Origin of the sequence: Duganella sp. BJB1802 (assembly GCF_013369445.1) — a bacterium.
In the GTDB taxonomy this organism is placed as follows: domain Bacteria; phylum Pseudomonadota; class Gammaproteobacteria; order Burkholderiales; family Burkholderiaceae_D; genus Rugamonas; species Rugamonas vulcania_A.
Map to the genome: position 1 here is coordinate 72,207 of NZ_JABWEF010000002.1, position 23,390 is coordinate 95,596.

23 protein-coding genes and 1 pseudogene are annotated in these 23,390 nt (G+C 66.7%); 17 read left to right on the forward strand and 7 right to left on the reverse strand.

What is annotated here, in order from left to right; all coding sequences use genetic code 11:
* Nucleotides 1-67: 67 nt before the first annotated feature.
* A complete protein-coding gene (gene guaA, locus HUX88_RS03420; protein ID WP_161084578.1) occupies nt 68-1,678 on the reverse strand; it encodes a glutamine-hydrolyzing GMP synthase in 1,611 nt (536 codons plus the stop codon).
* Between the two features lie 69 nt (nt 1,679-1,747).
* Nucleotides 1,748-3,220, reverse strand: coding sequence for an IMP dehydrogenase (gene guaB / locus HUX88_RS03425; RefSeq protein WP_117011286.1), 1,473 nt, complete (start codon nt 3,218-3,220; stop codon nt 1,748-1,750).
* 399 nt (nt 3,221-3,619) lie between these two features.
* Here guaB and HUX88_RS03430 point away from each other — a divergent pair, with 399 nt between their 5' ends.
* From HUX88_RS03430 to HUX88_RS03460, 7 genes are all read left to right on the forward strand, one after another.
* Nucleotides 3,620-4,762 carry a choice-of-anchor J family PEP-CTERM protein gene (locus HUX88_RS03430; protein WP_176360865.1) on the forward strand — a complete coding sequence of 381 codons (1,143 nt, stop codon included), beginning with the start codon at nt 3,620-3,622 and terminating at the stop codon, nt 4,760-4,762.
* Nucleotides 4,759-6,174, forward strand: a complete 1,416-nt coding sequence (locus tag HUX88_RS03435; RefSeq protein WP_176360866.1) for a PA domain-containing protein — start codon at nt 4,759-4,761, stop codon at nt 6,172-6,174. The genes HUX88_RS03430 and HUX88_RS03435 overlap by 4 nt, the downstream gene beginning before the upstream one ends.
* A gap of 122 nt (nt 6,175-6,296) precedes the next feature.
* A complete protein-coding gene (locus HUX88_RS03440) occupies nt 6,297-6,800 on the forward strand; it encodes a DUF4124 domain-containing protein (RefSeq protein WP_176360867.1) in 504 nt (167 codons plus the stop codon).
* Nucleotides 6,801-6,864: 64 nt separating this feature from the next.
* Nucleotides 6,865-7,893, forward strand: coding sequence for a LacI family DNA-binding transcriptional regulator (locus HUX88_RS03445; RefSeq protein WP_117011290.1), 1,029 nt, complete (start codon nt 6,865-6,867; stop codon nt 7,891-7,893).
* Nucleotides 7,894-7,995: 102 nt separating this feature from the next.
* Nucleotides 7,996-9,348, forward strand: coding sequence for an MFS transporter (locus tag HUX88_RS03450; protein WP_176360868.1), 1,353 nt, complete (start codon nt 7,996-7,998; stop codon nt 9,346-9,348).
* A complete protein-coding gene (locus tag HUX88_RS03455) occupies nt 9,348-11,714 on the forward strand; it encodes a GH36-type glycosyl hydrolase domain-containing protein (RefSeq protein ID WP_176360869.1) in 2,367 nt (788 codons plus the stop codon). Before HUX88_RS03450 ends, HUX88_RS03455 begins: the two co-directional genes overlap by 1 nt.
* An 86-nt stretch (nt 11,715-11,800) precedes the next feature.
* On the forward strand, nt 11,801-13,027 hold the full coding sequence (locus tag HUX88_RS03460; RefSeq protein WP_176360870.1) for a triacylglycerol lipase: 1,227 nt from the start codon (nt 11,801-11,803) through the stop codon (nt 13,025-13,027).
* 3 nt (nt 13,028-13,030) lie between these two features.
* Here the strand turns inward: HUX88_RS03460 and HUX88_RS03465 are convergent, their stop codons facing one another.
* Both HUX88_RS03465 and HUX88_RS03470 read right to left on the reverse strand, forming a co-directional pair.
* Nucleotides 13,031-13,315: an RnfH family protein gene (locus HUX88_RS03465; protein ID WP_161099717.1), complete on the reverse strand. Its 285-nt coding sequence runs from the start codon at nt 13,313-13,315 to the stop codon at nt 13,031-13,033.
* Complete coding sequence (locus tag HUX88_RS03470) at nt 13,305-13,739, reverse strand: type II toxin-antitoxin system RatA family toxin (protein WP_117011294.1); 435 nt, start codon at nt 13,737-13,739, stop codon at nt 13,305-13,307. The genes HUX88_RS03465 and HUX88_RS03470 overlap by 11 nt, the downstream gene beginning before the upstream one ends.
* A 75-nt stretch (nt 13,740-13,814) precedes the next feature.
* Here HUX88_RS03470 and smpB point away from each other — a divergent pair, with 75 nt between their 5' ends.
* From smpB to HUX88_RS03485, 3 genes are all read left to right on the forward strand, one after another.
* Nucleotides 13,815-14,264: an SsrA-binding protein SmpB gene (smpB, locus tag HUX88_RS03475; protein ID WP_117011295.1), complete on the forward strand. Its 450-nt coding sequence runs from the start codon at nt 13,815-13,817 to the stop codon at nt 14,262-14,264.
* Nucleotides 14,265-14,468: 204 nt separating this feature from the next.
* Nucleotides 14,469-15,143, forward strand: a complete 675-nt coding sequence (locus tag HUX88_RS03480) for a hypothetical protein (protein ID WP_117011296.1) — start codon at nt 14,469-14,471, stop codon at nt 15,141-15,143.
* Complete coding sequence (locus HUX88_RS03485; RefSeq protein WP_117011297.1) at nt 15,143-15,703, forward strand: FlgO family outer membrane protein; 561 nt, start codon at nt 15,143-15,145, stop codon at nt 15,701-15,703. The genes HUX88_RS03480 and HUX88_RS03485 overlap by 1 nt, the downstream gene beginning before the upstream one ends.
* A gap of 1 nt (nt 15,704) precedes the next feature.
* Here the strand turns inward: HUX88_RS03485 and HUX88_RS03490 are convergent, their stop codons facing one another.
* On the reverse strand, nt 15,705-16,547 hold the full coding sequence (locus HUX88_RS03490) for an NAD-dependent protein deacetylase (protein WP_373886747.1): 843 nt from the start codon (nt 16,545-16,547) through the stop codon (nt 15,705-15,707).
* Nucleotides 16,548-16,659: 112 nt separating this feature from the next.
* Between HUX88_RS03490 and HUX88_RS03495 the strand changes: the two genes are divergently transcribed.
* From HUX88_RS03495 to HUX88_RS03520, 7 genes and pseudogenes are all read left to right on the forward strand, one after another.
* On the forward strand, nt 16,660-17,244 hold the full coding sequence (locus HUX88_RS03495) for an RNA polymerase sigma factor (protein WP_117011299.1): 585 nt from the start codon (nt 16,660-16,662) through the stop codon (nt 17,242-17,244).
* Nucleotides 17,241-18,026 carry a zf-HC2 domain-containing protein gene (locus HUX88_RS03500; protein WP_176360872.1) on the forward strand — a complete coding sequence of 262 codons (786 nt, stop codon included), beginning with the start codon at nt 17,241-17,243 and terminating at the stop codon, nt 18,024-18,026. Before HUX88_RS03495 ends, HUX88_RS03500 begins: the two co-directional genes overlap by 4 nt.
* A gap of 434 nt (nt 18,027-18,460) precedes the next feature.
* Nucleotides 18,461-18,643 (forward strand): annotated as a pseudogene (locus HUX88_RS32910) (S8 family serine peptidase); the annotation flags it as partial.
* A gap of 103 nt (nt 18,644-18,746) precedes the next feature.
* Nucleotides 18,747-19,361 (forward strand): S8 family serine peptidase, encoded by a 615-nt coding sequence (locus HUX88_RS03505; protein ID WP_373886748.1) that lies wholly within the window; start codon nt 18,747-18,749, stop codon nt 19,359-19,361.
* Nucleotides 19,358-20,062 carry a TorF family putative porin gene (locus tag HUX88_RS03510; protein ID WP_176360873.1) on the forward strand — a complete coding sequence of 235 codons (705 nt, stop codon included), beginning with the start codon at nt 19,358-19,360 and terminating at the stop codon, nt 20,060-20,062. Before HUX88_RS03505 ends, HUX88_RS03510 begins: the two co-directional genes overlap by 4 nt.
* 71 nt (nt 20,063-20,133) lie before the next feature.
* Nucleotides 20,134-21,195 carry a TIGR03118 family protein gene (locus tag HUX88_RS03515; RefSeq protein WP_229219186.1) on the forward strand — a complete coding sequence of 354 codons (1,062 nt, stop codon included), beginning with the start codon at nt 20,134-20,136 and terminating at the stop codon, nt 21,193-21,195.
* Nucleotides 21,196-21,336: 141 nt separating this feature from the next.
* Nucleotides 21,337-21,945 (forward strand): FxDxF family PEP-CTERM protein, encoded by a 609-nt coding sequence (locus HUX88_RS03520; RefSeq protein WP_229219187.1) that lies wholly within the window; start codon nt 21,337-21,339, stop codon nt 21,943-21,945.
* A gap of 48 nt (nt 21,946-21,993) precedes the next feature.
* On the opposite strand, the gene HUX88_RS03525 is transcribed toward HUX88_RS03520, so the two are convergent.
* Nucleotides 21,994-22,410, reverse strand: a complete 417-nt coding sequence (locus HUX88_RS03525; RefSeq protein ID WP_176360875.1) for a DUF4259 domain-containing protein — start codon at nt 22,408-22,410, stop codon at nt 21,994-21,996.
* A 12-nt stretch (nt 22,411-22,422) separates the two neighbouring features.
* The gene (locus HUX88_RS03530) at nt 22,423-23,373 is read right to left on the reverse strand and encodes an SPFH domain-containing protein (RefSeq protein WP_176360876.1); all 951 of its coding nucleotides are present in this window, start codon (nt 23,371-23,373) and stop codon (nt 22,423-22,425) included.
* Nucleotides 23,374-23,390: the final 17 nt, after the last annotated feature.

The following is a 23,390-nucleotide window of genomic DNA, read 5'->3' on the forward strand; positions in this document are numbered from 1 at the left end:
CCCCTGAAAATCAGGGGCTTAATCTCATCCGTTTGCCAGGCGGCGCCAGCGGCTGCCGGCTACGGCGTCATTCCCACTCGATCGTCGCAGGCGGCTTGCCGCTGATGTCGTACACCACGCGGTTGATGCCGCGCACTTCGTTGATGATGCGGTTGGACACCTTGCCCAGCAGCGCGTGCGGCAGGTGCGCCCAATGCGCGGTCATGAAGTCCTGCGTCTGCACGGCGCGCAGCGCCACCACGTATTCGTAGGTGCGGCCGTCGCCCATCACGCCCACCGATTTCACCGGCAGGAACACGGCGAACGCCTGCGACGTCGCCTCGTACCAGTTGGTCGGCACGCTGTCCTGGTCGAAGCCTGGCACCACCACCGGCTCGTACGGCGTGTTGCGCAGCTCTTCGATGAAGATGGCGTCGGCGCGGCGCAGCAGGTCGGCGTAGTCCTTCTTCACTTCGCCGAGGATGCGCACACCCAGGCCCGGGCCGGGGAACGGATGACGGTAGACCATGTCGTGCGGCAGGCCCAGCGCCACGCCCAGCTTGCGCACTTCGTCCTTGAACAGTTCGCGCAGCGGCTCCAGCAGTTGCAGCTTCATGTGCTCCGGCAGGCCGCCCACGTTGTGGTGGCTCTTGATGGTCTGGCCCTTCTTGCCCTTGCCGGCCGACTCGATCACGTCCGGGTAGATGGTGCCCTGCGCCAGCCACTTGGCGTTGACCAGCTTGCCCGATTCGGCGTTGAACACCTCGACGAATTCGCGGCCGATGATCTTGCGCTTCTGCTCGGGATCGGCCACGCCGGCCAGGTGGCCCATGAACTGGTCCTCGGCGTCGATGCGGATCACCTTGACGCCCAGGTTCTTGGCGAACATGTCCATCACCATCTTGCCCTCGTCCAGGCGCAGCAGGCCGTGGTCGACGAACACGCAGGTCAGCTGGTCGCCGATGGCGCGGTGGATCAGCGCGGCGGCCACCGACGAATCGACGCCGCCGGACAGGCCCAGGATCACTTCGTCGGTGCCGACCTGGGCGCGGATTTTCTCGACCGCTTCCGAGATGTAGTCCGGCATGTTCCAGTCCGATTTGCAGCCGCAGATCTCGTGCACGAAGCGGCCCAGCATGGCCTTGCCCTGCACGGTGTGGGTCACTTCCGGGTGCCACTGCACGCCGTAGAAGCGCTTCTCCTCGTGGGCCATGGCGGCGATCGGGCAGCTCGGGGTGTTGCCCATCAGGACGAAGCCCGGTGGCATCTCCAGCACCTTGTCGCCGTGGCTCATCCACACTTTCAGCATGCCGTGGCCTTCGTCGGTGACGAAGTCGTTGATGCCGTCGAGCAGCTTGGTGTGGCTGCGGGCGCGCACCTCGGCGTAACCGAATTCACGCACCAGGCCGTTCTCGACCTTGCCGCCCAGCTGGGCCGCCATGGTTTGCATGCCGTAGCAGATCCCCAGCACCGGCACGCCCAGTTCGAACACGGCGTCCGGCGCGCGCGGGGCGTCGCCTTCCAGCGTCGAGCTGTGGCTGCCCGACAGGATCACGCCGGCGGCGCCGTAGTTGCGCACGAATTCGTCGCTGACGTCGTACGGGTACACTTCCGAGAACACGCCGGCGTCGCGCACGCGGCGCGCGATCAGCTGGGTGACTTGGGAGCCGAAATCGAGGATGAGGATTTTTGAGTGCATGAGTAATGTACTGGAGAGGTAAAGAATAGAAAAACGCCGGCTTTGCTAAGCCGGCGTTGCAAGGACGGTTTAGTCGCCGGAACGGTAGTTCGGCGCTTCCTTGGTGATCTGCACGTCGTGCACGTGCGATTCGCGCATGCCGGCCGAGGTGATCTCGACGAACTCGGCTTTGCTGCGCAGTTCGTCGATGGTGGCGCAACCGCAGTAACCCATCGATTGACGCACGCCGCCCACCAGCTGGAAGATGATCGCCAGCACGCTGCCCTTGTAGGCGACGCGGCCTTCGATCCCTTCGGGCACGAACTTGTCGGCCTTCATGGTGGCGTCCTGGAAGTAGCGGTCGGCCGAGCCGTCGGACATGGCGCCCAGCGAGCCCATGCCGCGATACGACTTGTACGAACGGCCCTGGTACAGGATCACCTCGCCCGGCGCCTCTTCGGTGCCGGCGAACATGGAGCCCATCATCACGGTCGACGCGCCGGCCGCGAGGGCCTTGGAGATGTCGCCCGAGAAGCGGATGCCGCCGTCGGCGATGCATGGCACGCCGGTGCCTTCGAGCGCCTCGGCCACGTTGGAGATCGCGGTGATCTGCGGCACGCCGACGCCGGCGACGATGCGGGTGGTGCAGATCGAGCCGGGGCCGATGCCGACCTTGACCGCGTCCGCGCCGTGCGCGACCAGCGCCTTGGCGGCGGCGGCGGTGGCGATGTTGCCGCCGATGACGTCCACTTGCGGGAATTTGGTCTTGATCCATTTCACGCGGTCCAGGATGCCTTGCGAGTGGCCGTGGGCGGTGTCGACCACCAGCACGTCGACGCCGGCGGCGACCAGCAGTTCGATCCGCTCTTCATCCTTGGCGCCGACACCGACGGCCGCGCCGACCAGCAGCTTGCCCTGCGAGTCTTTCGACGCCAGCGGGTGCTCGGTGGATTTCTGGATGTCCTTGACGGTGATCAGGCCGCGCAGTTCGAAGGCGTCGTTGACGACCAGCACGCGCTCGAGGCGGTGCTTGTTCATCAGGCGCTTGGCCTCGTCGCGGTCGGCGCCTTCCGCGCCCTCTTTGACGAACACCAGTTTTTCGCGCGGGGTCATCTTGGCGCGGGCCTCGGCGTCGAGTTCCTGTTCGAAGCGCAGGTCGCGGTTGGTGATGATGCCCACCACTTCCTTGCCTTCGACGACAGGGAAGCCGGAAATGCCATATTGCTCGGTCAGCTTGATGACGTCGCGGATCTTCATGGTCGGCGGAATCGTGATCGGATCACGCAGCACGCCGGCCTCGAAGCGCTTGACGCGCGCCACTTCGCGAGCCTGATCCTTGGGATTCAGGTTCTTGTGGATGATGCCTATGCCGCCCTCTTGTGCCATGGCGATCGCCAGGCGGGCTTCGGTGACCGTGTCCATCGCTGCGGACAGCAACGGGATGTTCAGGCTGATGTTACGGGTCAGGCGAGTTTTGAGGGACGTATCGGCAGGCAGAACATTCGAGTACGCTGGGACGAGAAGCACATCATCAAACGTGAGTGCTTTTTGGAGTAGACGCATAGCATTTCCTATAGGCGCAAAAGCAGATTATACAGAATCAGCCATGGTTTGTCCGAAACTTCTACAAACGGCCCGGACCGCCCCGCCACGACACCACTTTCATCTTTGAAAAATTCCTTTCCCTTAGGCATGCATTCCTGACCATGTTGCAAAAAAGCCTCGACCGTGGACTCTAATTGTCCGGCGCGCAAACTACTGTCGAGCTCGTAAACATCGGGCGTCGCGGCGTTTCCAGGCCGCTATTCGTGGATATTTTATAAATAATATATATAGATAGCCAAGATAAATTGCTGTACTTTATTAAACGTAGTCATTTGGGCCAGATGCGCGCAAACGTCGCATCTGACATGTTCAACACGCTCGCCTGCATCGCAGGCACTTCAATACCATTGGGGCACCATGAACTTGAATAAATACCTGATCGGACTCGTGGCTTCCGTCGCCACCTGCTCCGCCTTCGCCAGTCCCTTGTTATCCGAGGGATTCAACGACATCAGCACCCTCGGCGCCAGCGGATGGGTCATGACCAACAACAGCGGCGCAGTCGGCTCGACCAACTGGTTCCAGGGGCAGGACTTCGCCTTCCCCGCCGCTGCCGGCGCCAGCAACTCCTACATCGCGGCCAACTTCAACAACGCGGTCTTCGGTGGCGCCGTCAGCAACTGGCTGATCACGCCGGAAGTGGCGATGACCAACGGCGAGCAATTGAACTTCTCGCTGCGCTTGCTGGGGGAAGGCGCGGTCGATACCGTTCAAGTCTATTACAGCACTGCGGGCGCCAGCAGCAATGTCGGCAGCACCGCCACCTCCACCGGCGACTTCCGGCTGCTGGGCACCTACAGCGCGTCCGCCGACACCGGCTGGACCAACAACACGCTGGCCCTGTCCGGCCTGTCCGGCGCCACCACCGGCCGCTACGCCTTCCGCTATCTGGTCGACGATACGTCCGTCAACGGCGACTACATCGGCATCGACTCGGTCAACATCAGCGCCGTGCCGGAACCGACCACCGCACTGATGCTGCTGCTGGGCCTGGGCGTGGTGGCGTTCAGCCGCAAGAAGCAGCTGCGCCTGCTGGCCTTGGCCGGCCTGTCCGCCAGCACCCTGGTGGCGCAAGCGGCCGAGCCGCAGACCGGCGCCAATGGCCTGATGAGCTTCCCGAACGCGCGCGTCGCCGTGCAGCCTGAACTGGCCGCGACCGCCGCGCCAGCCGGCAGCGGCATGGTCGCCTATAAAGACGCCGCCACCGGCCAGCTGGTCGGCCCGTCGGCCGAACAGGCAGCCGAGCTGGCCGCCGCGGCCGTGCCCGCCGCCGCCAGCGTGCAGTCCACCGGCCGCCAGGCCGCGAGCGCCCGCGTCGCCCCGCTGACCACCGCGCGTGGCGGCGTCGGCCGCAAGCTCGACGACTCCACCGCCAGCTACGCCGTCGTCCACAAGGACGCCAACGGCCAGCTGGTCGAATCCTGCGTTCCCGGCGAAGACGTCGCCAGCCATTTGGCGCACGGCCCCAGCCTGCCTGCCGCACAAGGAGAACAACAATGAAGCGCTTCACCCTGAACGCAGCGGCCGCAGCGGCCGCCTGCCTGTTCGCCTCGTCCGCCTGGGCCGCCGCCACCATCGTGATCGTCAACGGCGACCCGGCCAACGTCGGCTTCAATGACCCGACCGTGGTCGCTCCCGTCGGCGGCAACGCCGGCACCACGCTGGGCGTGCAGCGCCTGAACGCGTTCCAGGCCGCCGCCAACAAATGGGGCGCCACGCTGACCAGCACCACCCCGATCCGCGTGCTGGCCACGTGGGAAGCGCTGACCTGCACCGCCACCTCGGCCGTGCTGGGCAGCGCCGGCGCCACCGAGATCTTCCACGACTTCGACGGCGCGCCGCAGGCCGGCGCCTGGTTCGGCAAGGCCCAGACCGCCAAGCTGACCGGCTCCGATCCGGATTCGTCGGTGGCCGACATCCGCGCCCGCTTCAACATCAACCTGGGCAAGTCCAACTGCCTGGCCGGCTCGCCGTTCTACCTGGGCCTGGACGCCAACCACGGCACCGCCGTCGACCTGGTGACGGTGCTGACCCATGAATTCGGCCACGGCCTGGGCTTCCAGACCTACACCAACGGCTCGACCGGCGCGCAGCTGGGCGGCGTGCCCAGCGTGTGGGACTTCTACCTGAAGGACAGCACCACCAACAAGCTGTGGAAGGACATGACGGACGCCGAGCGCGCCGCCTCGTCGCTCAAATCGGGCAAGCTGGTCTGGACCGGCCCGATCGCCAACAGCTACGTCAGCACCGTGCTGCAGCAAGGCGCCCCGGCGCTGACGCTGATCAGCCCGGCAAACATCGCCGGCAGCCTGCAGGTCGGCACGGCCAGCTTCGGCCCGGCGCTGAGCAGCCCGGGCCGCACCGGCGAGATCATGCCGGTGGTCGACACAGCCCCCAACCTCGGCCTGGCCTGCGGCCCGCTGTCGGCGCTCAACGCCGCCGCGGTCAACGGCAAGATCGCGCTGGTGGACCGTGGCGTGTGCGCCTTCACGATCAAGGCCAAGGCGGTGCAGGACGCCGGCGCGATCGGCATGATCGTGGCCGACAACGCCCCCGGCTCGCCACCGCCGGGCCTGGGCGGCAGCGATCCGAGCGTCACCATTCCAGCGGTCCGCATTTCGCAGGAAGACGGCATCGCCCTGAAAACGGCCCTGGCCAAGCGCACCCGCCTGCACTCCAACGTGTTCGCCAACCTCGGCGTAAACCTGGCGCTGCGCGCCGGGGCCGATGCGGCGGGCCGCCTGCAGATGTTCGCGCCCAATCCGTACCAGGGCGGTTCGTCGGTGTCGCACTACGACGTCAGCGCCTTCCCCAACCTGCTGATGGAGCCGGCGATCAACAACGACCTGACCCACGAAGTCACGCCGCCGTTCGACCTGTCCTTCCCGCTGCTGCGTGATGTAGGCTGGTAAGCACCACGGCGGCATCCGCCACCAAGAGCCCGTCGCCCTTTGGCCGACGGGCTTTTTTCTTTGCGGTTGACAGTGGCGGCGAATCATGGCGAAATCGGGGCTGGCCTTACTGGAGCCTCACCATGACTTACCGTATCCTGCGCGGCCTGGCCGGCGCCCTGCTGCTGGCAGCCTCCTCGCTGGCGATGGCCCAGTACATCTGGATCGACGACAAGGGCGTCAAGCAGTTGTCGGACCGTCCGCCACCGCCGTCGGTGCCGGAAAAGCGCATCCTGAAGGCGCCCGGCAAGGCGCCGTTCAATCCCAACGCCGAGCCCGAAGCGCTGGCCGCCGAGCCGGCGACAGAGGCGGCCATCAAGCGTCCGCCCACGCTGGCCGAGCGCAACGCCGACTACAACAAGCGCAAGGACGAAGCGGCGGCGGCCGCCCAAAAGGCCGCCGACGAGGCCCGGCAAAAGGCCGACATCGCCGCCAACTGCGACGCCGCCCGCAAGAACCTGCAGGCGCTGGCCGACGGCGTACGCATGACCAACTACGACAGCAAGGGCGAACGCGGCATCATGGGCGACGCCGAACGCGCCGAAATGGCGAAAAAGAATCAAAAAGTGTTGGCCGGATGCAAATAGCCACTGTCGGTGGGCGGCCTTGCTGCCGTATGATATCGCTATCAACATTTCTTCCCGGCCCAACATGATCAAACCAGCAGCGAACAAGAGCCGCGCCAGCGGCCGCATCACCTTGGCGATGGTGGCGGCGCACGCCGGCGTGGCGACCATGACCGCCTCGCGCGCCATCACCCAGCCGGACATGGTGTCGCAGGCGCTGCGCGACCGGGTGGACCAGGCCGTCGTCGAACTGGGCTACGTGCCCAACCGCGCCGCGCGCGCGCTGGCCTCGTCGCAGTCCAAGGTGATCGCGGTGCTGGTGCCGTCGCTGTCGAACGCGGTGTTCACCGAGGTGCTGGCCGGCATCCAGGACGCGCTGGACGCCGACGATTACCAGATCCTGATCGGCAATACCCGCTATTCCGACAAGGAAGAGGAAAAGCTGATCGGCACCTACCTGCAGTCCAATCCCGACGGCATGCTGCTGTCGGGCCTGAGCCACAGCCCGCGCGTGCAGCAGATCCTGACCAATTCGCGCGTGCCGGTGGTGTCGATGATGGACATGTCCACCGATCCGTCGCAGCTGACGGTGGGCTTCTCGCAGGTGCAGGCCGGCTACGCGATGACGCGCTACCTGATCGACAAGGGCCACCGCCGCATCGGCTTCCTGGCCGCGCAGCTGGACGAGCGCACGCTGCGGCGCGCCGAAGGCTACCGCCAGGCCATGCAGGAAGCCGGCCTGCTCGACAACAAGCTGGAAGTGATGGTGGGCGAACCGTCCACCATCGCGCTGGGCGCCGAGCTGCTGGGCCGCATGCTGGCGCAGGCGCCCGATTGCGACGCCATCTTCTGCTGCAACGACGACCTGGCGCACGGCGCGGTCTACCAGTGCCAGCGGCGCGGCATCAACGTGCCGGCGCAGCTGGCCATCTGCGGCTTCAACGACCTGCCCGCGTCGGCGTGGATGAATCCGTCGCTGACCACCGTCGCCACGCCGCGCTACCGCATCGGCTATGAGGCGGCCAAGCTGCTGCGCGCCGTGATCAAGGGCGAAGACCCGGCCAACAAGCAGATCGACCTGGGCTTCACGCTGATGGCGCGCGAGAGCGCGTAGTGTGCGGCGCCGCTGCGCCGCAACATCAAATCTTGTTTACAAATTTCGCCAAACGCTTACACTGCGATCACCTTTGTTAGCGCTACCATAGTGGACGAACATGTGAAGACTTCCCTGACCTGGCGTGAAAAAATCAGCTACGGCATCGCCGATATGGGCTTCAATTTTTATTGGACCAATATCGCCACCTTCCTGCTGATCTTCTACACCGACGTCTTCGGCATCTCGGCCGCGGCGGCGGCGTCCATGGTCTTCGCCATCAAGATCGTCAACGCCTTCACCGATCCGCTGATCGGCGCCCTCGCCGACCGCACCAACACCCGCTTCGGCAAGTTCCGCCCCTACCTGATCTGGGTTCCGCTGCCGCTGGCCGGCGCCGCCTTCCTGACCTACACCACGCCCGACCTGTCCGAGGGCGGCAAGATCGCCTGGGCCTACGGTACTTATCTGCTGATGATGGTCTGCTACACCTGCATCAACATCCCGTACAACGCCCTGTCCGGCGTGCTCTCGGCCGATCCGCAGGAGCGCTCCACCGTCAACGGCCTGCGCTTCATCTTCGCCTTCGCCGGCGGCACGCTGGTCACGGCGGCCACGCCGGCGCTGGTGCGCTGGCTGGGGCACGGCGACGACAAACTGGGCTGGCAGTTGACGATGCTGGCGTGGGGCACGCTGGCGTCCGCGCTGTTCGTGACGACCTTCGTCAACACGCGCGAACGCGTGGCGCCCGTTCCCTCGCAGCGGTCCAACGTCTGGCAGGACATTCGCGACCTGTCGCGCAACCGGCCGTGGGTGGCGCTGTTCTTCCTGGCGCTGATCATCATGATCACCATCACGCTGCGCACCACCAGCGCGGCCTACTACTTCAAGTACGTGGTCGGCCGGCCGGAGCTGATGCAGGGCTTCGTGCCGGCCTATATGATGTCGGCCGCCGCCGGCGCCGCGCTGACGCCGGTCCTGACGCGCTTCATCGACAAGCGCAAGCTGATGATGATTTTGATGAGCACCACCGCCCTGCTGTCGCTGGCCTTCTTCTTCGTCGGCAAGGAGCAGGTCGCGCTGATGTTCGCGCTGCAGATCGCCACCGGCCTGGTGCTCGGTCCGAAATCGCCGCTGGCCTTCTCGATGTACGCCGACACCGCCGACTACAACGAATGGCGCACCGGCCGCCGCGCCACCGCGATGACCTTCGCCGCCGCCACCTTTTCGCAAAAGCTGGGCACCGCCGTCGCGGTGGCCGTCATCGGCTGGCTGTTCACGCGCCTGGGCTACGTGGCCAATGTGGCGCAGTCGGCCGGCTCGCAGGCCGGCATCGTCTGGCTGATGTCATTGATACCGGCGGCGTTCGCACTGTGCGCGGTCACCGTGATGTACTTCTATAACCTCGACAACGCCATGCTGGCCAGGATCCAGGCGGACCTGGCGGCGCGCAAAACACATTTGGAGACCGATTGATGCTGCGTCCTACCCACGACGGCGACCGCTACGAACTGACCAGCCCCACGGCCATGCCGCGCGCGGCGGGCTTCCTGTGGAACCGCAAGATGATGATACAGGCGACCTGCCGCGGCTACGCCACCGCGCAGTTCATGCAGCCGGAGCCGGCCAAGTACGCCTATGCGCCCAACCTGGAGGCCAAGACCTTCATGCAGCCGGAGCAGAACTACTACGCGCATCATCCGGGCCGCTTCTTCTACATCAAGGACGAGGACAGCGGCGAGCTGTTCTCGGCGCCGTACGAGCCGGTGCGCGCGCCGGTGGACGCCTTCACTTTCTCGGTCGGCAAAAGCGATATCGGCTGGACCGTCGAGCACCTGGGCGTGCGCGTCGAGCTGACACTGAGCCTGCCGGTGGAGGACGTGGTGGAACTGTGGTCGCTGCGCGTGACCGACCTGTCCGGCCGGCCGCGCCGCTTGAGCGTGTACCCCTACTTCCCGATCGGCTACATGTCGTGGATGAACCAGTCCGGCGAATACCGCGCGGACCTGGGCGGCGTGGTGGCCAGCTGCGTCACGCCATATCAAAAGGTGGGCGACTACTTCAAGCAGAAGGACTTCAAGGACAAGACCTACTTCCTGTGCGAGGAGGCGCCGCAGGCGTGGGAGGTGCAGCAGGCGGCGTTCGAAGGCGAAGGCGGCCTGCATCGCCCATCGGCGATCCAGGCGGACCAGCTGTCCAACGGCGACGCGCGCTACGAGACGCCGGCCGCCGTGGTGCAGTACCGGCTGGCGCTGGACGCGGGCGCGTCGCACGACTACCGCTTCATCTTCGGCCCCGCCTTCGACGACGCCGAGATCCGCGCGGTGCGCGCCAAATATCTGAGCGCCGCCGCCTTCGACGCGGCGCGCGCCGACTACGCGGCCTACATCGCCGGCGGGCGCGGCTGCCTGCGGATCGAAACGCCGGACCCGGACCTCGACAACTTCGTCAACCACTGGCTGCCGCGCCAGGTGTTCTATCACGGCGACGTCAACCGCCTCAGCACCGATCCGCAGACCCGCAACTACCTGCAGGACAATATGGGCATGAGCTACATCCGCCCCGGCGTGATGCGCGGCGCCTTCCTGCACGCCCTGTCGCAGCAGGAGGCCAGCGGCGCCATGCCGGACGGGATACTGCTGGCCGAAGGCGCGGAACTCAAATACATCAACCAGGTGCCGCACACCGACCACTGCGTGTGGCTGCCGGTGGCGCTCAAGGTCTATCTCGACGAGACCGGCGACTACGGCATCCTCGACGCCGAGGTGACCGGGCATGAGGGCGGCGCCACGCTCAGCGTCGCCCAGCGCATGCACCGCGCCATGGACTGGCTGCTGCAGGCGCGCGACCAGCGCGGCCTGAGCTACATCGCGCAGGGCGACTGGTGCGATCCGATGAACATGGTCGGCTACAAGGGGCGCGGCGTGTCCGGCTGGCTGACGGTGGCCACCGCGTACGCGCTGAACCTGTGGGCGGAGATCTGCGAGCAGCGCGCGGACGCGCCGCTGCTGGCAAGCGCCAGCCGTTACCGCGCCGGCGCCGTGGCGGTCAACCAGGCCGCCAACGAGCACCTGTGGGACGGCGGCTGGTACGCACGCGGCATCACCGACGACAACGTCAAGTTCGGCATCGGCAAGGATGTGGAGGGCCGCATCTGGCTCAACCCGCAGGCGTGGGCCATCCTGGGAGGCACCGCTGACGCCGGCCAGCGCGCGTCCATGCTGAAGCAGGTGGATCAGCAGCTGACGACGCCCTACGGCGTGGCCATGTTCGCGCCGCCTTACAGCGCCATGCGCGACGACGTGGGCCGCGTCACGCAGAAGCATCCAGGCTCTGCGGAGAACGGCGCGGTCTACAACCACGCCGCCGTGTTCTACATCCACAGCCTGTACACCATCGGCGAGGGCGACCGCGCCTATCAACTGCTGCGGCAGATGATCCCCGGCCCCGACGAAGCCGACTACCTGCAGCGCGGCCAGCTGCCGGTGTTCATCCCCAACTACTATCGCGGCGCCTGGCGCGAGTATCCACGCACGGCCGGCCGCTCCAGCCAGTTGTTCAACACCGGCACCGTGTCGTGGGCCTACCGCTGCTTCATCGAGGGCTTGTGCGGCCTGCGGGGCGACGCCGACGGCCTGCGCATCGCGCCGCAACTGCCGAAGGCGTGGGATGCCATCAAGGTCACGCGCGAGTTCCGCGGCGCGACGTTCAAGGTCTCGATAAAACGGGCGGACGTCGCGGAAACCCAGGTCTGGCGGGATGGCGAACGTCTGGCCGATGCGCGCGTGACCGGCATCGTGGCGGGCGAAGTCCAGGCGCTGGAGGTGCTGATTCCGCGTTGACCGCCCGATGCGGTGCGCTTGCGCAAAGCGGCGCGGCGATCGGCCGCCGCATCGTACACTGATGTCAAAACCATCAGGAGATCGCCATGCAATTCGTCAAGCATGCGGAACTACAACGGGCTCTGGCCGACGCCGCGCCGGAGATCGTCATACCGCCACTATCGCTGTTGCCCGCGACGCCGTTGCCGGCCGCAGAAATCGCCGATGAGAACCTCAACATCGTGCGCCACAAGGACAGCGGCTGCATCCAGTTCGTGTTCCCGACCCAGACCGCGCCGATGCTGCTGGCACCCATGCATCCCGCCGCCGGCCGCATGGACTGGTTCAAGCAGGCCGCCCTGCGCGTGAGCGAGCGCATGACGCAGCGGATGGCCGAGACCATCGAAGCCCACAACAAGCCGGAAGCCTTGCTCAGCCTGCGCCACGGCTGGCGTCAGCCGGCGACGGCGGCCGAACTGGCGGCCTCGCGCGGGCGCAAGGTGCTGCTGCTGGTGCACGGCGTGTTCAGCTCCATCGAAGGCGCGTTCGACGACCTGGCGGCGGACGGCACCATGCAGCAGCTGCTGGCGCGCTACGACAACCAGGTGTTCGGCTACGATCACTGGACCATCGCCAAGACGCCGCAGCAGAACGCGCTGGACTTGCTGTCGCACCTGCCGGCCGATGCCGGGTGGGAGGTCGACATCGTCTGCCACAGCCGCGGCGGACTGTTGGTGCGCTCGCTGCTGTCGACGGTGCCGCACGCGGAGGACGCGGTGCTGGCCGCCGTCGCCGGACAACGCGCGGGGCGTATCGCCAGCGTGGGCAAGGTGTTCTTTGTGGCGGCGGCCAACCAGGGATCGCCGCTGGCGTCGCCGGAAGAGATCCAGCACTTCCTCAACGTGGCCGCCATGCTGGCCTCGTTCAGCGGCGGCATGGCGCTGGACCTGGTGATCGGACTGGCGCGGATGGCGGTGTCGCTGGGCTTCGAGCTGCCCAGCGTGGAGGCGCTGGCGAGCGGCTCGGCGCTGATCGAGCAGCTGGACCGGAACGACACGCTGCTCACCAGCGCCAGCACCTACTATGCGCGCGCGGATTTCGACTTCGGCCATTCGATGCTGGAGCAAGCGGGCACGCTGATCAACCGCATCCTGCTGCAAACCGACAACGACGTGGTGGTCCCCTACGACGGCGTGCTGCTGCCCGAGGCGCAGGTGGCCGAGGCGAGCATGCTGAGCTTCGGCACGCCGCAGCAAAAGCAGTCCGAGGTCTGGCACACGGAGTTCTTCAAGCAGCCGACGCTGCGCCAATTCCTGATCGAACGCGGCGCCTGAGCCTCAGGCGGCGGCCTTGCGGCGCCGGCGGGCGTTCTTGGGATCGGCGATCAGCGGACGGTAGATCTCAACGCGGTCATGTTCGCGCAGCACCGTGTCCAGCGTCTTCTTCTTGGCGTAGACGCCGACCTGCATGACCGCCAGGTCGATTTCCGGCGCCTCCTGCAGCACGCCGCTGATGGCGATGGCCTGCTCGATGGTCGTGCCCACGGGCACCCGCAGCGCGCGCAGGAACTGCACCGCGTCGCTGGCGTAGCACACTTCGATGTTGAAGGTTTCAGCCGCCATACACTGTTTCCGCCCGTTTGCAGAAGGAATCGACCATGCTGTTGGCGATCATGCCGAACACCGGCCCCACCAGTTGCGCCAGCAAGGCGCTGGAGAACTCGTAGTGCAGGTCCAGCTCGATCTTGCAGGCGTCCTCGCGCAGCGCCTTGAAGGTCCACACGCCGTCGAGGCACTTGAAAGGACCGTCCACCAGCCTCATCTTGATCTCAGTCGACGGCGTGTTCTCGTTGGAGGTGGTGAAGCTTTGCTTGACCCCGTGGTAGTTGATGCCAACGCTGGCCGTCACCGTATTGCCGCTGCGTTCACGTATTTCGACACCACCGCACCACGGCAGGAACTTGGGATAGTCCTCGATCGCGGCGACCAGGTCGAACATCTGCTGGGCGCTGTATCCAAGGAAAACTGATTTGTGTACTACTGCCATAGGCTAACCATTTGCTATGATGTTGAATTATTCGCGTTTCTGTGCGCGAAGCAGTAGTTTAACCGATACCATCCCATGACCATAGCCGATAACAAAAAAGCCTTTTTTGACTACTTCATCGAAGACCGCTACGAAGCCGGCATCGTCCTCGAAGGGTGGGAAGTCAAGGCCATCCGCGACGCCCGCGTGCAGATCAAGGAAGCCTACGTCACCATCAAGGGCGACGAGCTGTTCCTGTTCGGCGCGCACATCAGCGCGCTGCCCACCGCGTCCACCCACATCAGCCCGGAGGCGGTGCGCACCCGCAAGCTGCTGCTGCACCGCCAGCAGATGGACAAGCTGATCAGCAAGGTCGAACGCTCCGGCTACACCCTGGTGCCGCTGAACCTGCACTACAAGGGCGGCCGCGTCAAATGTGAAATCGGCCTGGCCAAGGGCAAGAAGATGCATGACAAGCGCGCCACCGAGAAGGACCGCGACGGCAAGCGCGAGGTGGCGGCCGCCATGAAGACCAACCGCCGCTGACCCGCCGCACTGTTGCGCGCCCTGTACAAAACCCGGTCCCGCACCGGGTTTTTTATTGCCCGACGAGTTTCTAATTAGAAACACCCATGCTAAACTGGGAGAAGAATGATTTTACATTCGTGGCTGGCGCTTGCCGATTGCGCGCAGGGCCGCGAACCAGACGAGACTTTTGACGACGAGGCAATGATGGCGCTGAAAACTGCAATGGCTCTGGCAGCCGGTATCGTGCTCGCAGGCTGTGCGTCGCACTACACGCCGACCCCGCTGGCGGCGAACTTCCCCACCACCAAGCAGGCCAAGCTGCAGGCGGCCTACCACTGGGGTGTCATTTCCAACAACATCGAAAAAAGCATCGTCGCCGAGCTCAAGAAGAGCCCGCCCCGTCCGGTGTTCCTGAACGAGCCGCGCGACCCGAGCCCGTTCCAGCGCGCGCTGACCACCCAGCTGACCACCTCGCTGGTCAACGACGGCTACGTGGTGACGCGTTCGCCCGCCGGCTCGCTCAAGGTCGACATGGACGTGCAGGCCGTGACCTTCACCGCCAACCGTCCGCAATACCGCTACCACGGCGAGCGCGCCGCGCTGGCCACCGGGGTCTGGGTGCTGAGCGAGATCGAGGCGCCGCTGCTGGGCGGCGTGGCGGCCGGCGCCGCAGCCTGGGATTCCTACGACTGGTTCAACGCCCAGTTCGCGCCCGGCGCGACGCCGCGCACCGAAATCATCGTCACCGTCTCGGTGTCCGACCAGTTCCGCTACGTGGCGCGCAACACCTCGGCCTATTACGTGGCCGACAGCGACCGCATCCTGTACGGCATCGTCGATCCCGAGCCGGACGAGCCCAAACTGACCCGACTGTTCAAAGTCCGCGGAGACATGTAATGCCGAACCACCTGCTGACCCTGGCCCGTGCCTCCGTGCTGGCGCTGCCGCTGCTGCTGGGCGCCTGCTCCTCCACGCCCACCAAGGACGAGGGCAATTATTCGACCATCTCCTCCAACCAGTTCATCGACGCCAACTACAAGGCCGCCGACGCGCTGATGCACCAGCTCAACGGCAAGCTGATGGCCGACAAGCCGCTGATCATGGCCACCATCGTCAACATCGACGCGCTGGAGCAGACCACCACGCTGGGCCGGCTGGTGTCGGAGCAGCTGTCCACGCGCCTGGCGCAGGGCGGCCTGAGCATGCTGGAGATGAAACTGCGCAACAGCGTCTACCTGAAGCGCAACCAGGGCGAGCTGATGCTCACCCGCGAGATCGGCGAGGTGGCCACCGCCCACAACGCGCAGGCCATCGTGGTCGGCTCGTATGCGGAAACGTCGGACATGGTGTTCATCAACATCAAGGTGATCCAGCCGAACACCAACTTCGTGCTGGCCGGCCAGGATTATGTGCTGGCCAAGGAAGCCATCGTCCGCTCGATGCTGCAGCGGAATTGACCTACAACAGGCGCGGCAGCACTTCGCTGGCCGTGGCCTCCACCTTCAGGCCGATCAGCTCGTCCGCCCGGGTCTTGCCCAGGTTGACGGCGGCGATCGGCTTGCCGGTCGCGGCGGCCAGCTTGCAGAAGCGGTAGCCGGAAAACACCATCAGCGACGAGCCCACCACCAGCAAGGCGTCGGCCTGTTCCATCAGGTCCAGCGCGGCGGCCGTGCGCGCGGGCGGGATGTTATCGCCGAAGAAGATCACGTCCGGCTGCAGCGTGCCGCCGCAGGCGTCGCAGCTGGGCATGCGAAAATCCTGCAAGGCGTCGAGTTCGATTTCGGCGTCGCCGTCGGGACGTGCCTCGGGCACGATCTCGCCGCCCGCCCCTGCGCCGGCCTCGGCCAGCGCGGGATTGGCCGCCGTCAGCCAGGCCTGGATGTCGGCGCGGCGGTGCAGCGCGCGGCAGTCCAGGCAGACCACGCCGTGGATATTGCCGTGCAGTTCGATCAATTTGCTGGTGCCGGCGCGCTGGTGCAGGCCGTCGACGTTCTGGGTGATCAGGGCATCGATGCGGCCGGCCGCCTCCAGCTGGGCCAGCGCCTGGTGGCCGGCGTTGGGCGCGGCCCGGGCCAGCGTCGGCCAGCCGGCCATGCTGCGCGCCCAGTAGCGGCGGCGCACCGCTTCGGACTTGCGGAAGTCCGGGCCCTGGATGGGTGTGCGGCCGCGGCGCACGCCGTCCTTGTCGCGGTAGTCGGGAATGCCGGAGGCGGTGCTCAGGCCGGCGCCGGTCAGCACCAGCACGCGCCGGTGGCGCTGCAGGAAGCCGGCCAGGTGGTCAACTTGTTGGTTCAGGTTCATGTGCGCCATGTTAGCCGAGAATCGCGGTGGTAGCATGGGAGCATAAAATTTCCCAATTTGTAGAACCGTTTTCGCCGGGCAAGGCATTAACGGGGGAAATGGAGGATGTCGGATGCAGCAAGAACGGGGCCGGAACGGCGGCCCGAACCCGGAAGCGGAAGAGGTGCGGCTGGTGGCCAGGATAGCGGCCGGGGACAAGCTCGCCTTCGAGGCGCTGTACCGGATTTATTTTCCGCGCCTGTCGCGCTTTATCGGCCGCATGGCGCGCAATGCGGCGCTGATCGAGGAAGTGGTCAATGACACCATGTTGGTGGTCTGGCAAAAGGCCGCTACTTTCGACGGCACTTGCAAGGTGTCGACCTGGGTCTTCGCGATCGCCTACCGCAAGACCTTGAAGGGCTTGAAGGCCAGCGACGAGCCGGTGGAATCGGATGCGTCGCTGTACGAGGACGACAGCGGCAACCAGCCGGAGCAGACGATGAAGCGCCAGCAATTGCAGCAGAGCGTGGCCGAGGCGCTGGACCAGCTGCCGGCCGCGCAACGCGCGGTGATGGTGCTAACCTACTATCACGACATGGCCTACAGCGATATCGCCGAGGTGGTGGAGTGCCCGCTGAACACGGTGAAGACCCGCATGTTCCATGCGCGGCACAGATTGAAGGACTTGTTGTGGAACGAAAGAGAGAGCAGCCAATGAACGGGCGCATCTTCAGAATGGATATCCCGGCCCATCAGGCGGTGCAGGAACTGCTGCCCTGGTACGCCAGCGAACAACTGGCGCCGGACGAGACGCAGCGCGTGCGGGAGCATCTGCAAACCTGCGCGCAATGCCGCCAGGACCTGGAATGGGAACGCGATATGCGGGCCGAAGCCACCGCGTCGGACGCCTTGCCGGACGGCGTGGACATGGAAAACGCGCTGGCCCGGCTGATGCCAACGCTGGGCGCGCAGGAACACGCCGCGCCGGTAATGGCGACGACGACACCGGCCACGCCGGAAGCCGCGACGGCGGCAGCGGCGACAGCAGCACCAGCCGCCGCGCCAACAACGGCAGCGCAATCTGTGCCGGCAGCGGCGCCTGTCGCGGCCAGAACGCCGCAACGCGTGTCGTGGTGGCGCGCGGCGGCGGCCAACCAGCCTTCGTGGCTGCGCTGGACCGTGGCGGCGCAATGGGTGCTGATCGTCGGCCTGGGCGCCCTGCTGCTGCGCCCGGACTCCGACCCGGCGCCCTACCGCGTGCTCGGCTCGGCAGTCAGCAGCGGCGCCAACCTGGTGGTGATCTTCCGGCCCAACACCAGCGAGCGCGAGCTGCGCCATATCCTGCAGGCGCAAGGCGCGCGCGTGGTCGACGGCCCCACCGTGACCGACGCCTACCTGCTGCACGTGCCGCCCGCCAGCCGCGAGCGCGCGCTGGCGGCCCTGCACGCCGAGCCCGCCGTCCAGCTGGCCGAGGCACTGGATGGAGGTACGCCGCCTTGAACACCTTCTGGCCACGCGTCGGCGCGGTACTGGCCTGCCTGGCCTGGCTGGCGGGGGCGCCGCTGGCCGCCGAAGCGCAGGCGGCCCCGCCGGCAGGCGATGAAACGCTGCGCCCGGTGCCGGCCGCCAGCCACGATCCCGGCGAGCACACGCTGCTGGTGATGCTGCGCCTGCCCGCCACGCACTTCCGCCCGGACGCCAGCTACGGCGGGCGCTACATCGACGACAGCGGCCGCGCCTCGCGCCGCCGCCGCGCCGAGGAGCTGGCGCGCCAGCACGGCCTGACGCTGGTGGACGACTGGCCGATGCCGGTGCTGGGCCTCGATTGCTATGTGATGCGCTATCCGGACCAGGAGTCGCCCGAGCGCATCCTCGCCAAGCTGGCGCGCGACCCGCAGGTGGAATGGGCGCAGCCGGTGGCCAGCTTCGACGGCATGGCCGCCACCCCGCCGGCGCCGGCCGCCGAGGGCGACGCGCTGTATCCGGTGCAGCCCGCCGGCCGCTACTGGCACGTGGCCGAGCTGCACCGCGAAACCACCGGCCGCGACATCAAGGTGGCCGTGATCGACAGCGGCATCGACGCCAGCCATCCCGATTTATCGGGACAGCTGGCGGTCAACGCCAACTTCGTCGACGGCGGCGCCACGCCGGCCGAGAACCACGGCACCGCCGTGGCCCGGTATCATCGCGGCGCGCGCCGGCAACGGCGGCATCGTCGGCGTGGCGCCGCAGGCCAAGCTGATGGGCCTGCGCGCCTGCTGGCAGCAGCCCGACCAGGCCACGCGCTGCAACAGCTTCACGCTCGGCAAGGCGATCAACTACGCCATCCTCAACGGCGCCCAGGTCATCAACCTCAGCCTGGCCGGACCGCCGGACCGCCTGCTGGACCGGCTGCTGGACGTGGCGCTGGAACGCGGCATCGGCGTGGTCGGCGCGATCGACGCCAAGGCGGCCGGGCCGGCCTTCCCGGCCAACCATCGCGGCGTGCTGGCGGTGGCCTCGCAGCCGGCCGGCGGCAAGGCCGCGCCCGCCGCCGGCGCCGAAGCCGATCCCGCGCTGCTCGCGCCCGGCAACGACATCCCGACCACGGCGCCCGGCGGGCGCTGGTCCTTCGTCAGCGGCAGCTCGTACGCGGCCGCGCACGTGAGCGGCATGCTGGCGCTGATGGCGCAGCTGCAGCCCAAGGCCACGCCGGCGCAGTTGCGGCGGCTGCTGCAACCGGGCGATGCGCTGAACACTGTTAATATTGACGCATGCGCAACCATATCCCGCCTGCTCCACCATTGCAGCTGTTCCTGCACCGCCAATCTCACGCAACGCGGCGTGGGGCCGTGACGCTGCGCACCGCCGCCCTCGCCTGTTTAGCCCTGCTGCCCCTCCTGACGTGGCGGTCCGCCGTCGCACAAGCCGACTTCAGCGGCAGCGTCGCGCTGCAATCGGATTACCGCTACCGCGGCCAGTCGCTGGGCGACGGCCGGCCGTCGCCGCAGCTCACCCTCAACCTCGATAGCGCCAGCGGCTGGTACGGCGGCGTGTTCGCCGCCGGCACCTCGATCGGCGACCTGCGCGGCGCCAAGCTGCAGGCCTACGGCGGCTATGCGCTGCGGCTGCGCTCGGGCTGGAGCGTGGAGGCCGGCTGCAGCCGCGCCACCTACACCCAGTTGCATTCGGCCGACTACAACGAGTGCTACGCCGGCGCCTCAGGCGAGCGGCTGACCACGCGGCTGTATTACGCGCCGCGCTATTTCGGCGGCGCGGCGCGCGCGCTGTACGGCGAGGTCAACGTGTTCTATCCGCTCCATCCCAGCGTCAACCTGATCGCCCACGCCGGCCTGCTGCGCACGCTGCGCGGCCACGATTGGCCGGCCACGCCGGCCAGCACGCGCTACGACCTCAAGCTGGGCGCCAGCCTCCCGTTCGGCAACTGGAGCGTGCAGCTGGCGCGCGAGTACACGCGCGACGACGGCGTCGGCTACGCCTACGTTCCGCAGCGGCCCAGCCAGGCCTGGGTGCTGAGCACCACCTACGCCTTCTAAAAAAAGAGGGAACCGCGCGGCGCCGGCCGGGAATCCACGGGATATCCACCCTGATCCCGAAAGGAACCGCCATGCATACCCATACCCGCACACTCACCGCCGTGGCCGCGCTGGCCCTGTCCGCCTGCGGAGGCGGCGGCTACGACGCGCCGATGGCGCCGCCCCCGGTCGTCATGCCGCCGGCCGCCACCCTGTTCAATGTCAGCAAGCTGGTCGGCGACACCGCCGGCAGCGCCGCCCAGACCGACGCCAAGCTGGTCAACGCCTGGGGCATCGCCTTCAATCCCGCCGGCTTCGTCTGGGTCGCCAACAACGGCAGCGCGACGTCGACGCTGTATGACGGCAACGGCGTGCCGCAAGCGCTGGTGGTCGCCACGCCGCCGGCGCCGACCGGCATCGTCTACAACGGCAGCGCCGACTTCCGCGCCAGCCCCTTCCTGTTCGCCACCGAGAGCGGCAAGATCGCCGCCTGGTCGCCCACCGCCGACCGCACCAACGCGCCGGCCGTGGTGGACGGCGCCGCCGCGCAGGCGGTCTACAAGGGCCTGGCCATCGCCACCTGGAACAACGCCCGCTACCTGTACGCGGCGGACTTCCACAACAACCGCGTCGACGTCTTCGACGCCAACTTCAACAAGGTGGCGCTGGCCGGCGCCTTCCGCGACCCGGCGCTGCCGGCCAACTACGCGCCGTTCGGCATCCAGGCCATCGGCGACCGCATCTACATCGCCTACGCCCAGCGCGAGAGCGGCGGCGACGACGAGGTGGCCGGCGCCGGCCTGGGCGCGGTCGACGTGTTCGACACCGGCGGCAACCTGCTCAAGCAGCTGGCGATGGGCGGCGCGCTGAACGCGCCCTGGGGCATGGCGCTGGCGCCGTCCAACTTCGGCAGCTACAGCGGCAAGCTGCTGGTCGGGAACTTCGGCGACGGCAGGATCAACGCCTACGACCCCGCCAGCGGCGCCATGGCCGGTACGCTGTCCAAGGCCGACGGCGGCGCCATCGTCATCGACGGCTTGTGGGGCATCGCCTTCGGGCCGGGCGTCAACAGCCAGCCCACCAACACGCTGTTCTTCGCCGCCGGGCCGGGCGATGAAACGCACGGGCTATACGGCCGCATCGATATGCGCTAACGCCACAGCCATGCGGCTTTCAAACCGTCCATGACAAATAACGCTGGCCAAAAAGAGATTCATGAATTACAATTCATTTGTCTTTCGGGAAATATAAGTTTCTAATAATCAACATCACGGGGAATCACAAGAATGCATATCATGAATCTGATCAAATCCGCCGCGCTCGTCGCCCTGCTGTCCAGCGGCAGCGCCTTCGCCGCGCCGGTCGAACTGCTGGTCAACGGCAGCTTCGAAGCCAACCATCAGGCGGCCGGCACCTGGGCCAACTACACCAACCTGACCGGCTGGACCGGCGGTGAGCACGGCATCGAGCTGCGCAACCACGTCGACGGCGTCGCCGCCCAGGGCGTGAACTTCGTCGAGCTGGACACCAACAAAAACAGCAGCATGTTCCAGTCCGTGCAGACCGTACTCGGCCAGCACTACACGCTGACCTTCCAGTTCGAGAACCGTCCGGGTGTGGCGATCTCGTCGCAGGGCCTGTCGGTGGACTGGGGGGGCGCCGAGATCGCCCACGTCAACAACTCGCTGAACGGCGCCTGGGAAACCCGCAGCTACTCGCTGATCGGCGACGGCAGCGCGATGAAGCTGAAGTTCATCGCCACCGGCACTTCGGACAGCTACGGCAGCTCGCTGGACAACGTCTCGCTGACCACCGCCGTGCCTGAGCCGGAAACCTATGCCATGCTGCTGGCGGGCCTGGGCCTGGTCGGCGTGGTGGCGCGCCGCCGCAAGGCCGCCAAGTAATCCGGACGCACGTCCATAAAAAAACGCCCTTCGGGGCGTTTTTTCATTTCAGGCGCTGATTCGTGCGCGCAGCGCTTCGACCGAGGCGCGCCAGTCGGCGTAGTGTTCGCTGTCGGCCCATAGTTCGCGCAGCTCCGATCGATCCGACAGGATGCGCTCGATGGCGCGGCCGGCCTTGTCGGCCAGATCGGCGCGCACGCGGGCCTTGGCCTTGCGCGCGTCGACCCACTCGTCGACGGCCGCGCTGTCCTCGCCGCGCTCGCCGCCCTTGCCCTGCAACCGCGCCAGCACTTCCACCGCCACCAGCGCCTCGGCCGCGAACGGCGCCTCGAGCACTTCGCCCGGATGTTCCAGCGCCACGTCCAGCGTGTTTTCCACCGCCTCCAGGCTGCTGGTCTGCGCCAGGTCTTCCGCCCAATCCTGCGCGTAATCGTTGCCGAACGCGTCCACCGCCCATGTACCCATCGCCGCTCCTCCTTATGCCTTGGCCGGCTTGACCAGCGGCGCGTCCTTCTGCGACTTGACCACCTGCATGGCGGTGGCGATCAAGCCGCTCATCTCGCCCAGGTTGGCCGGGACGATGATGGAGTTGTTGGTCTTGGCCAGCTGCGCGAAGGCGCCCACGTACTGCTCGGCCACCTTCAGGTTGACGGCGTCCTCGCCGCCCGGCTCGCGGATCGCCGCGCCCACCTGGCGCAGCGCGGCGGCGTTGGCCTCGGCCAGCGCGACGATGGCGGCTGCCTGGCCCTGCGCGCGGTTGATGGCGGCCTGCTTGTCGCCTTCCGAGCGGGCGATCTGCGCCTCGCGCTCGCCGCTGGCGATGTTGATCTGCTCCTGCTTGCGGCCCTCGGAGGCGGCGATCAGCGCGCGCTTTTCGCGCTCGGCGGTGATCTGCGCCTGCATCGCGTGCAGGATCTCCTTCGGCGGCGTCAAGTCCTTGATCTCGTAGCGCAGCACCTTCACGCCCCAGTTGGCCGCCGATTCGTCGATGGCGTTGACGATGGCGGTGTTGATATGGTCGCGCTCCTCGAAGGTCTTGTCGAGCTCCATGCGGCCGATCACCGAGCGCAGCGTGGTCTGCGCCAGTTGCGTGATGGCGGAGATGTAGTTGGACGAGCCGTACGAGGCGCGCATGGCGTCGGTGATCTGGAAGTACAGGATGCCGTCCACCTGCAGCTGCGTGTTGTCCTTGGTGATGCAGACCTGCGGCGGCACGTCGAGCGGGATCTCCTTGAGCACGTGCTTGTAGGCGACGCGGTCGACGAAGGGAATCACGATGTTCAGGCCGGGACCCAGCGTGGCGTGGTATTTGCCGAGCCGCTCGACCACCCACGCGTGCTGCTGCGGCACGACGTTGATGGTCTTGAAGACAAACACCAGGGCCAGGATGAAAATGATGAAGGTGACGTTGCCGAAACTGATATCCATAGAACTCTCCAGTGGGT

Bases quoted from the DNA above. Each gene is read 5' to 3' on its own strand.
- guaA (WP_161084578.1), bottom strand. From the start codon at position 1,678: ATGCACTCAAAAATCCTCATCCTCGATTTCGGCTCCCAAGTCACCCAG.
- guaB (WP_117011286.1), bottom strand. From the start codon at position 3,220: ATGCGTCTACTCCAAAAAGCACTCACGTTTGATGATGTGCTTCTCGTC.
- HUX88_RS03430 (WP_176360865.1), top strand. From the start codon at position 3,620: ATGAACTTGAATAAATACCTGATCGGACTCGTGGCTTCCGTCGCCACC.
- HUX88_RS03435 (WP_176360866.1), top strand. From the start codon at position 4,759: ATGAAGCGCTTCACCCTGAACGCAGCGGCCGCAGCGGCCGCCTGCCTG.
- HUX88_RS03440 (WP_176360867.1), top strand. From the start codon at position 6,297: ATGACTTACCGTATCCTGCGCGGCCTGGCCGGCGCCCTGCTGCTGGCA.
- HUX88_RS03445 (WP_117011290.1), top strand. From the start codon at position 6,865: ATGATCAAACCAGCAGCGAACAAGAGCCGCGCCAGCGGCCGCATCACC.
- HUX88_RS03455 (WP_176360869.1), top strand. From the start codon at position 9,348: ATGCTGCGTCCTACCCACGACGGCGACCGCTACGAACTGACCAGCCCC.
- HUX88_RS03460 (WP_176360870.1), top strand. From the start codon at position 11,801: ATGCAATTCGTCAAGCATGCGGAACTACAACGGGCTCTGGCCGACGCC.
- HUX88_RS03465 (WP_161099717.1), bottom strand. From the start codon at position 13,315: ATGGCGGCTGAAACCTTCAACATCGAAGTGTGCTACGCCAGCGACGCG.
- HUX88_RS03470 (WP_117011294.1), bottom strand. From the start codon at position 13,739: ATGGCAGTAGTACACAAATCAGTTTTCCTTGGATACAGCGCCCAGCAG.
- smpB (WP_117011295.1), top strand. From the start codon at position 13,815: ATGACCATAGCCGATAACAAAAAAGCCTTTTTTGACTACTTCATCGAA.
- HUX88_RS03480 (WP_117011296.1), top strand. From the start codon at position 14,469: ATGGCTCTGGCAGCCGGTATCGTGCTCGCAGGCTGTGCGTCGCACTAC.
- HUX88_RS03485 (WP_117011297.1), top strand. From the start codon at position 15,143: ATGCCGAACCACCTGCTGACCCTGGCCCGTGCCTCCGTGCTGGCGCTG.
- HUX88_RS03490 (WP_373886747.1), bottom strand. From the start codon at position 16,547: ATGAACCTGAACCAACAAGTTGACCACCTGGCCGGCTTCCTGCAGCGC.
- HUX88_RS03495 (WP_117011299.1), top strand. From the start codon at position 16,660: ATGCAGCAAGAACGGGGCCGGAACGGCGGCCCGAACCCGGAAGCGGAA.
- HUX88_RS03500 (WP_176360872.1), top strand. From the start codon at position 17,241: ATGAACGGGCGCATCTTCAGAATGGATATCCCGGCCCATCAGGCGGTG.
- HUX88_RS03515 (WP_229219186.1), top strand. From the start codon at position 20,134: ATGCATACCCATACCCGCACACTCACCGCCGTGGCCGCGCTGGCCCTG.
- HUX88_RS03520 (WP_229219187.1), top strand. From the start codon at position 21,337: ATGAATCTGATCAAATCCGCCGCGCTCGTCGCCCTGCTGTCCAGCGGC.
- HUX88_RS03525 (WP_176360875.1), bottom strand. From the start codon at position 22,410: ATGGGTACATGGGCGGTGGACGCGTTCGGCAACGATTACGCGCAGGAT.
- HUX88_RS03530 (WP_176360876.1), bottom strand. From the start codon at position 23,373: ATGGATATCAGTTTCGGCAACGTCACCTTCATCATTTTCATCCTGGCC.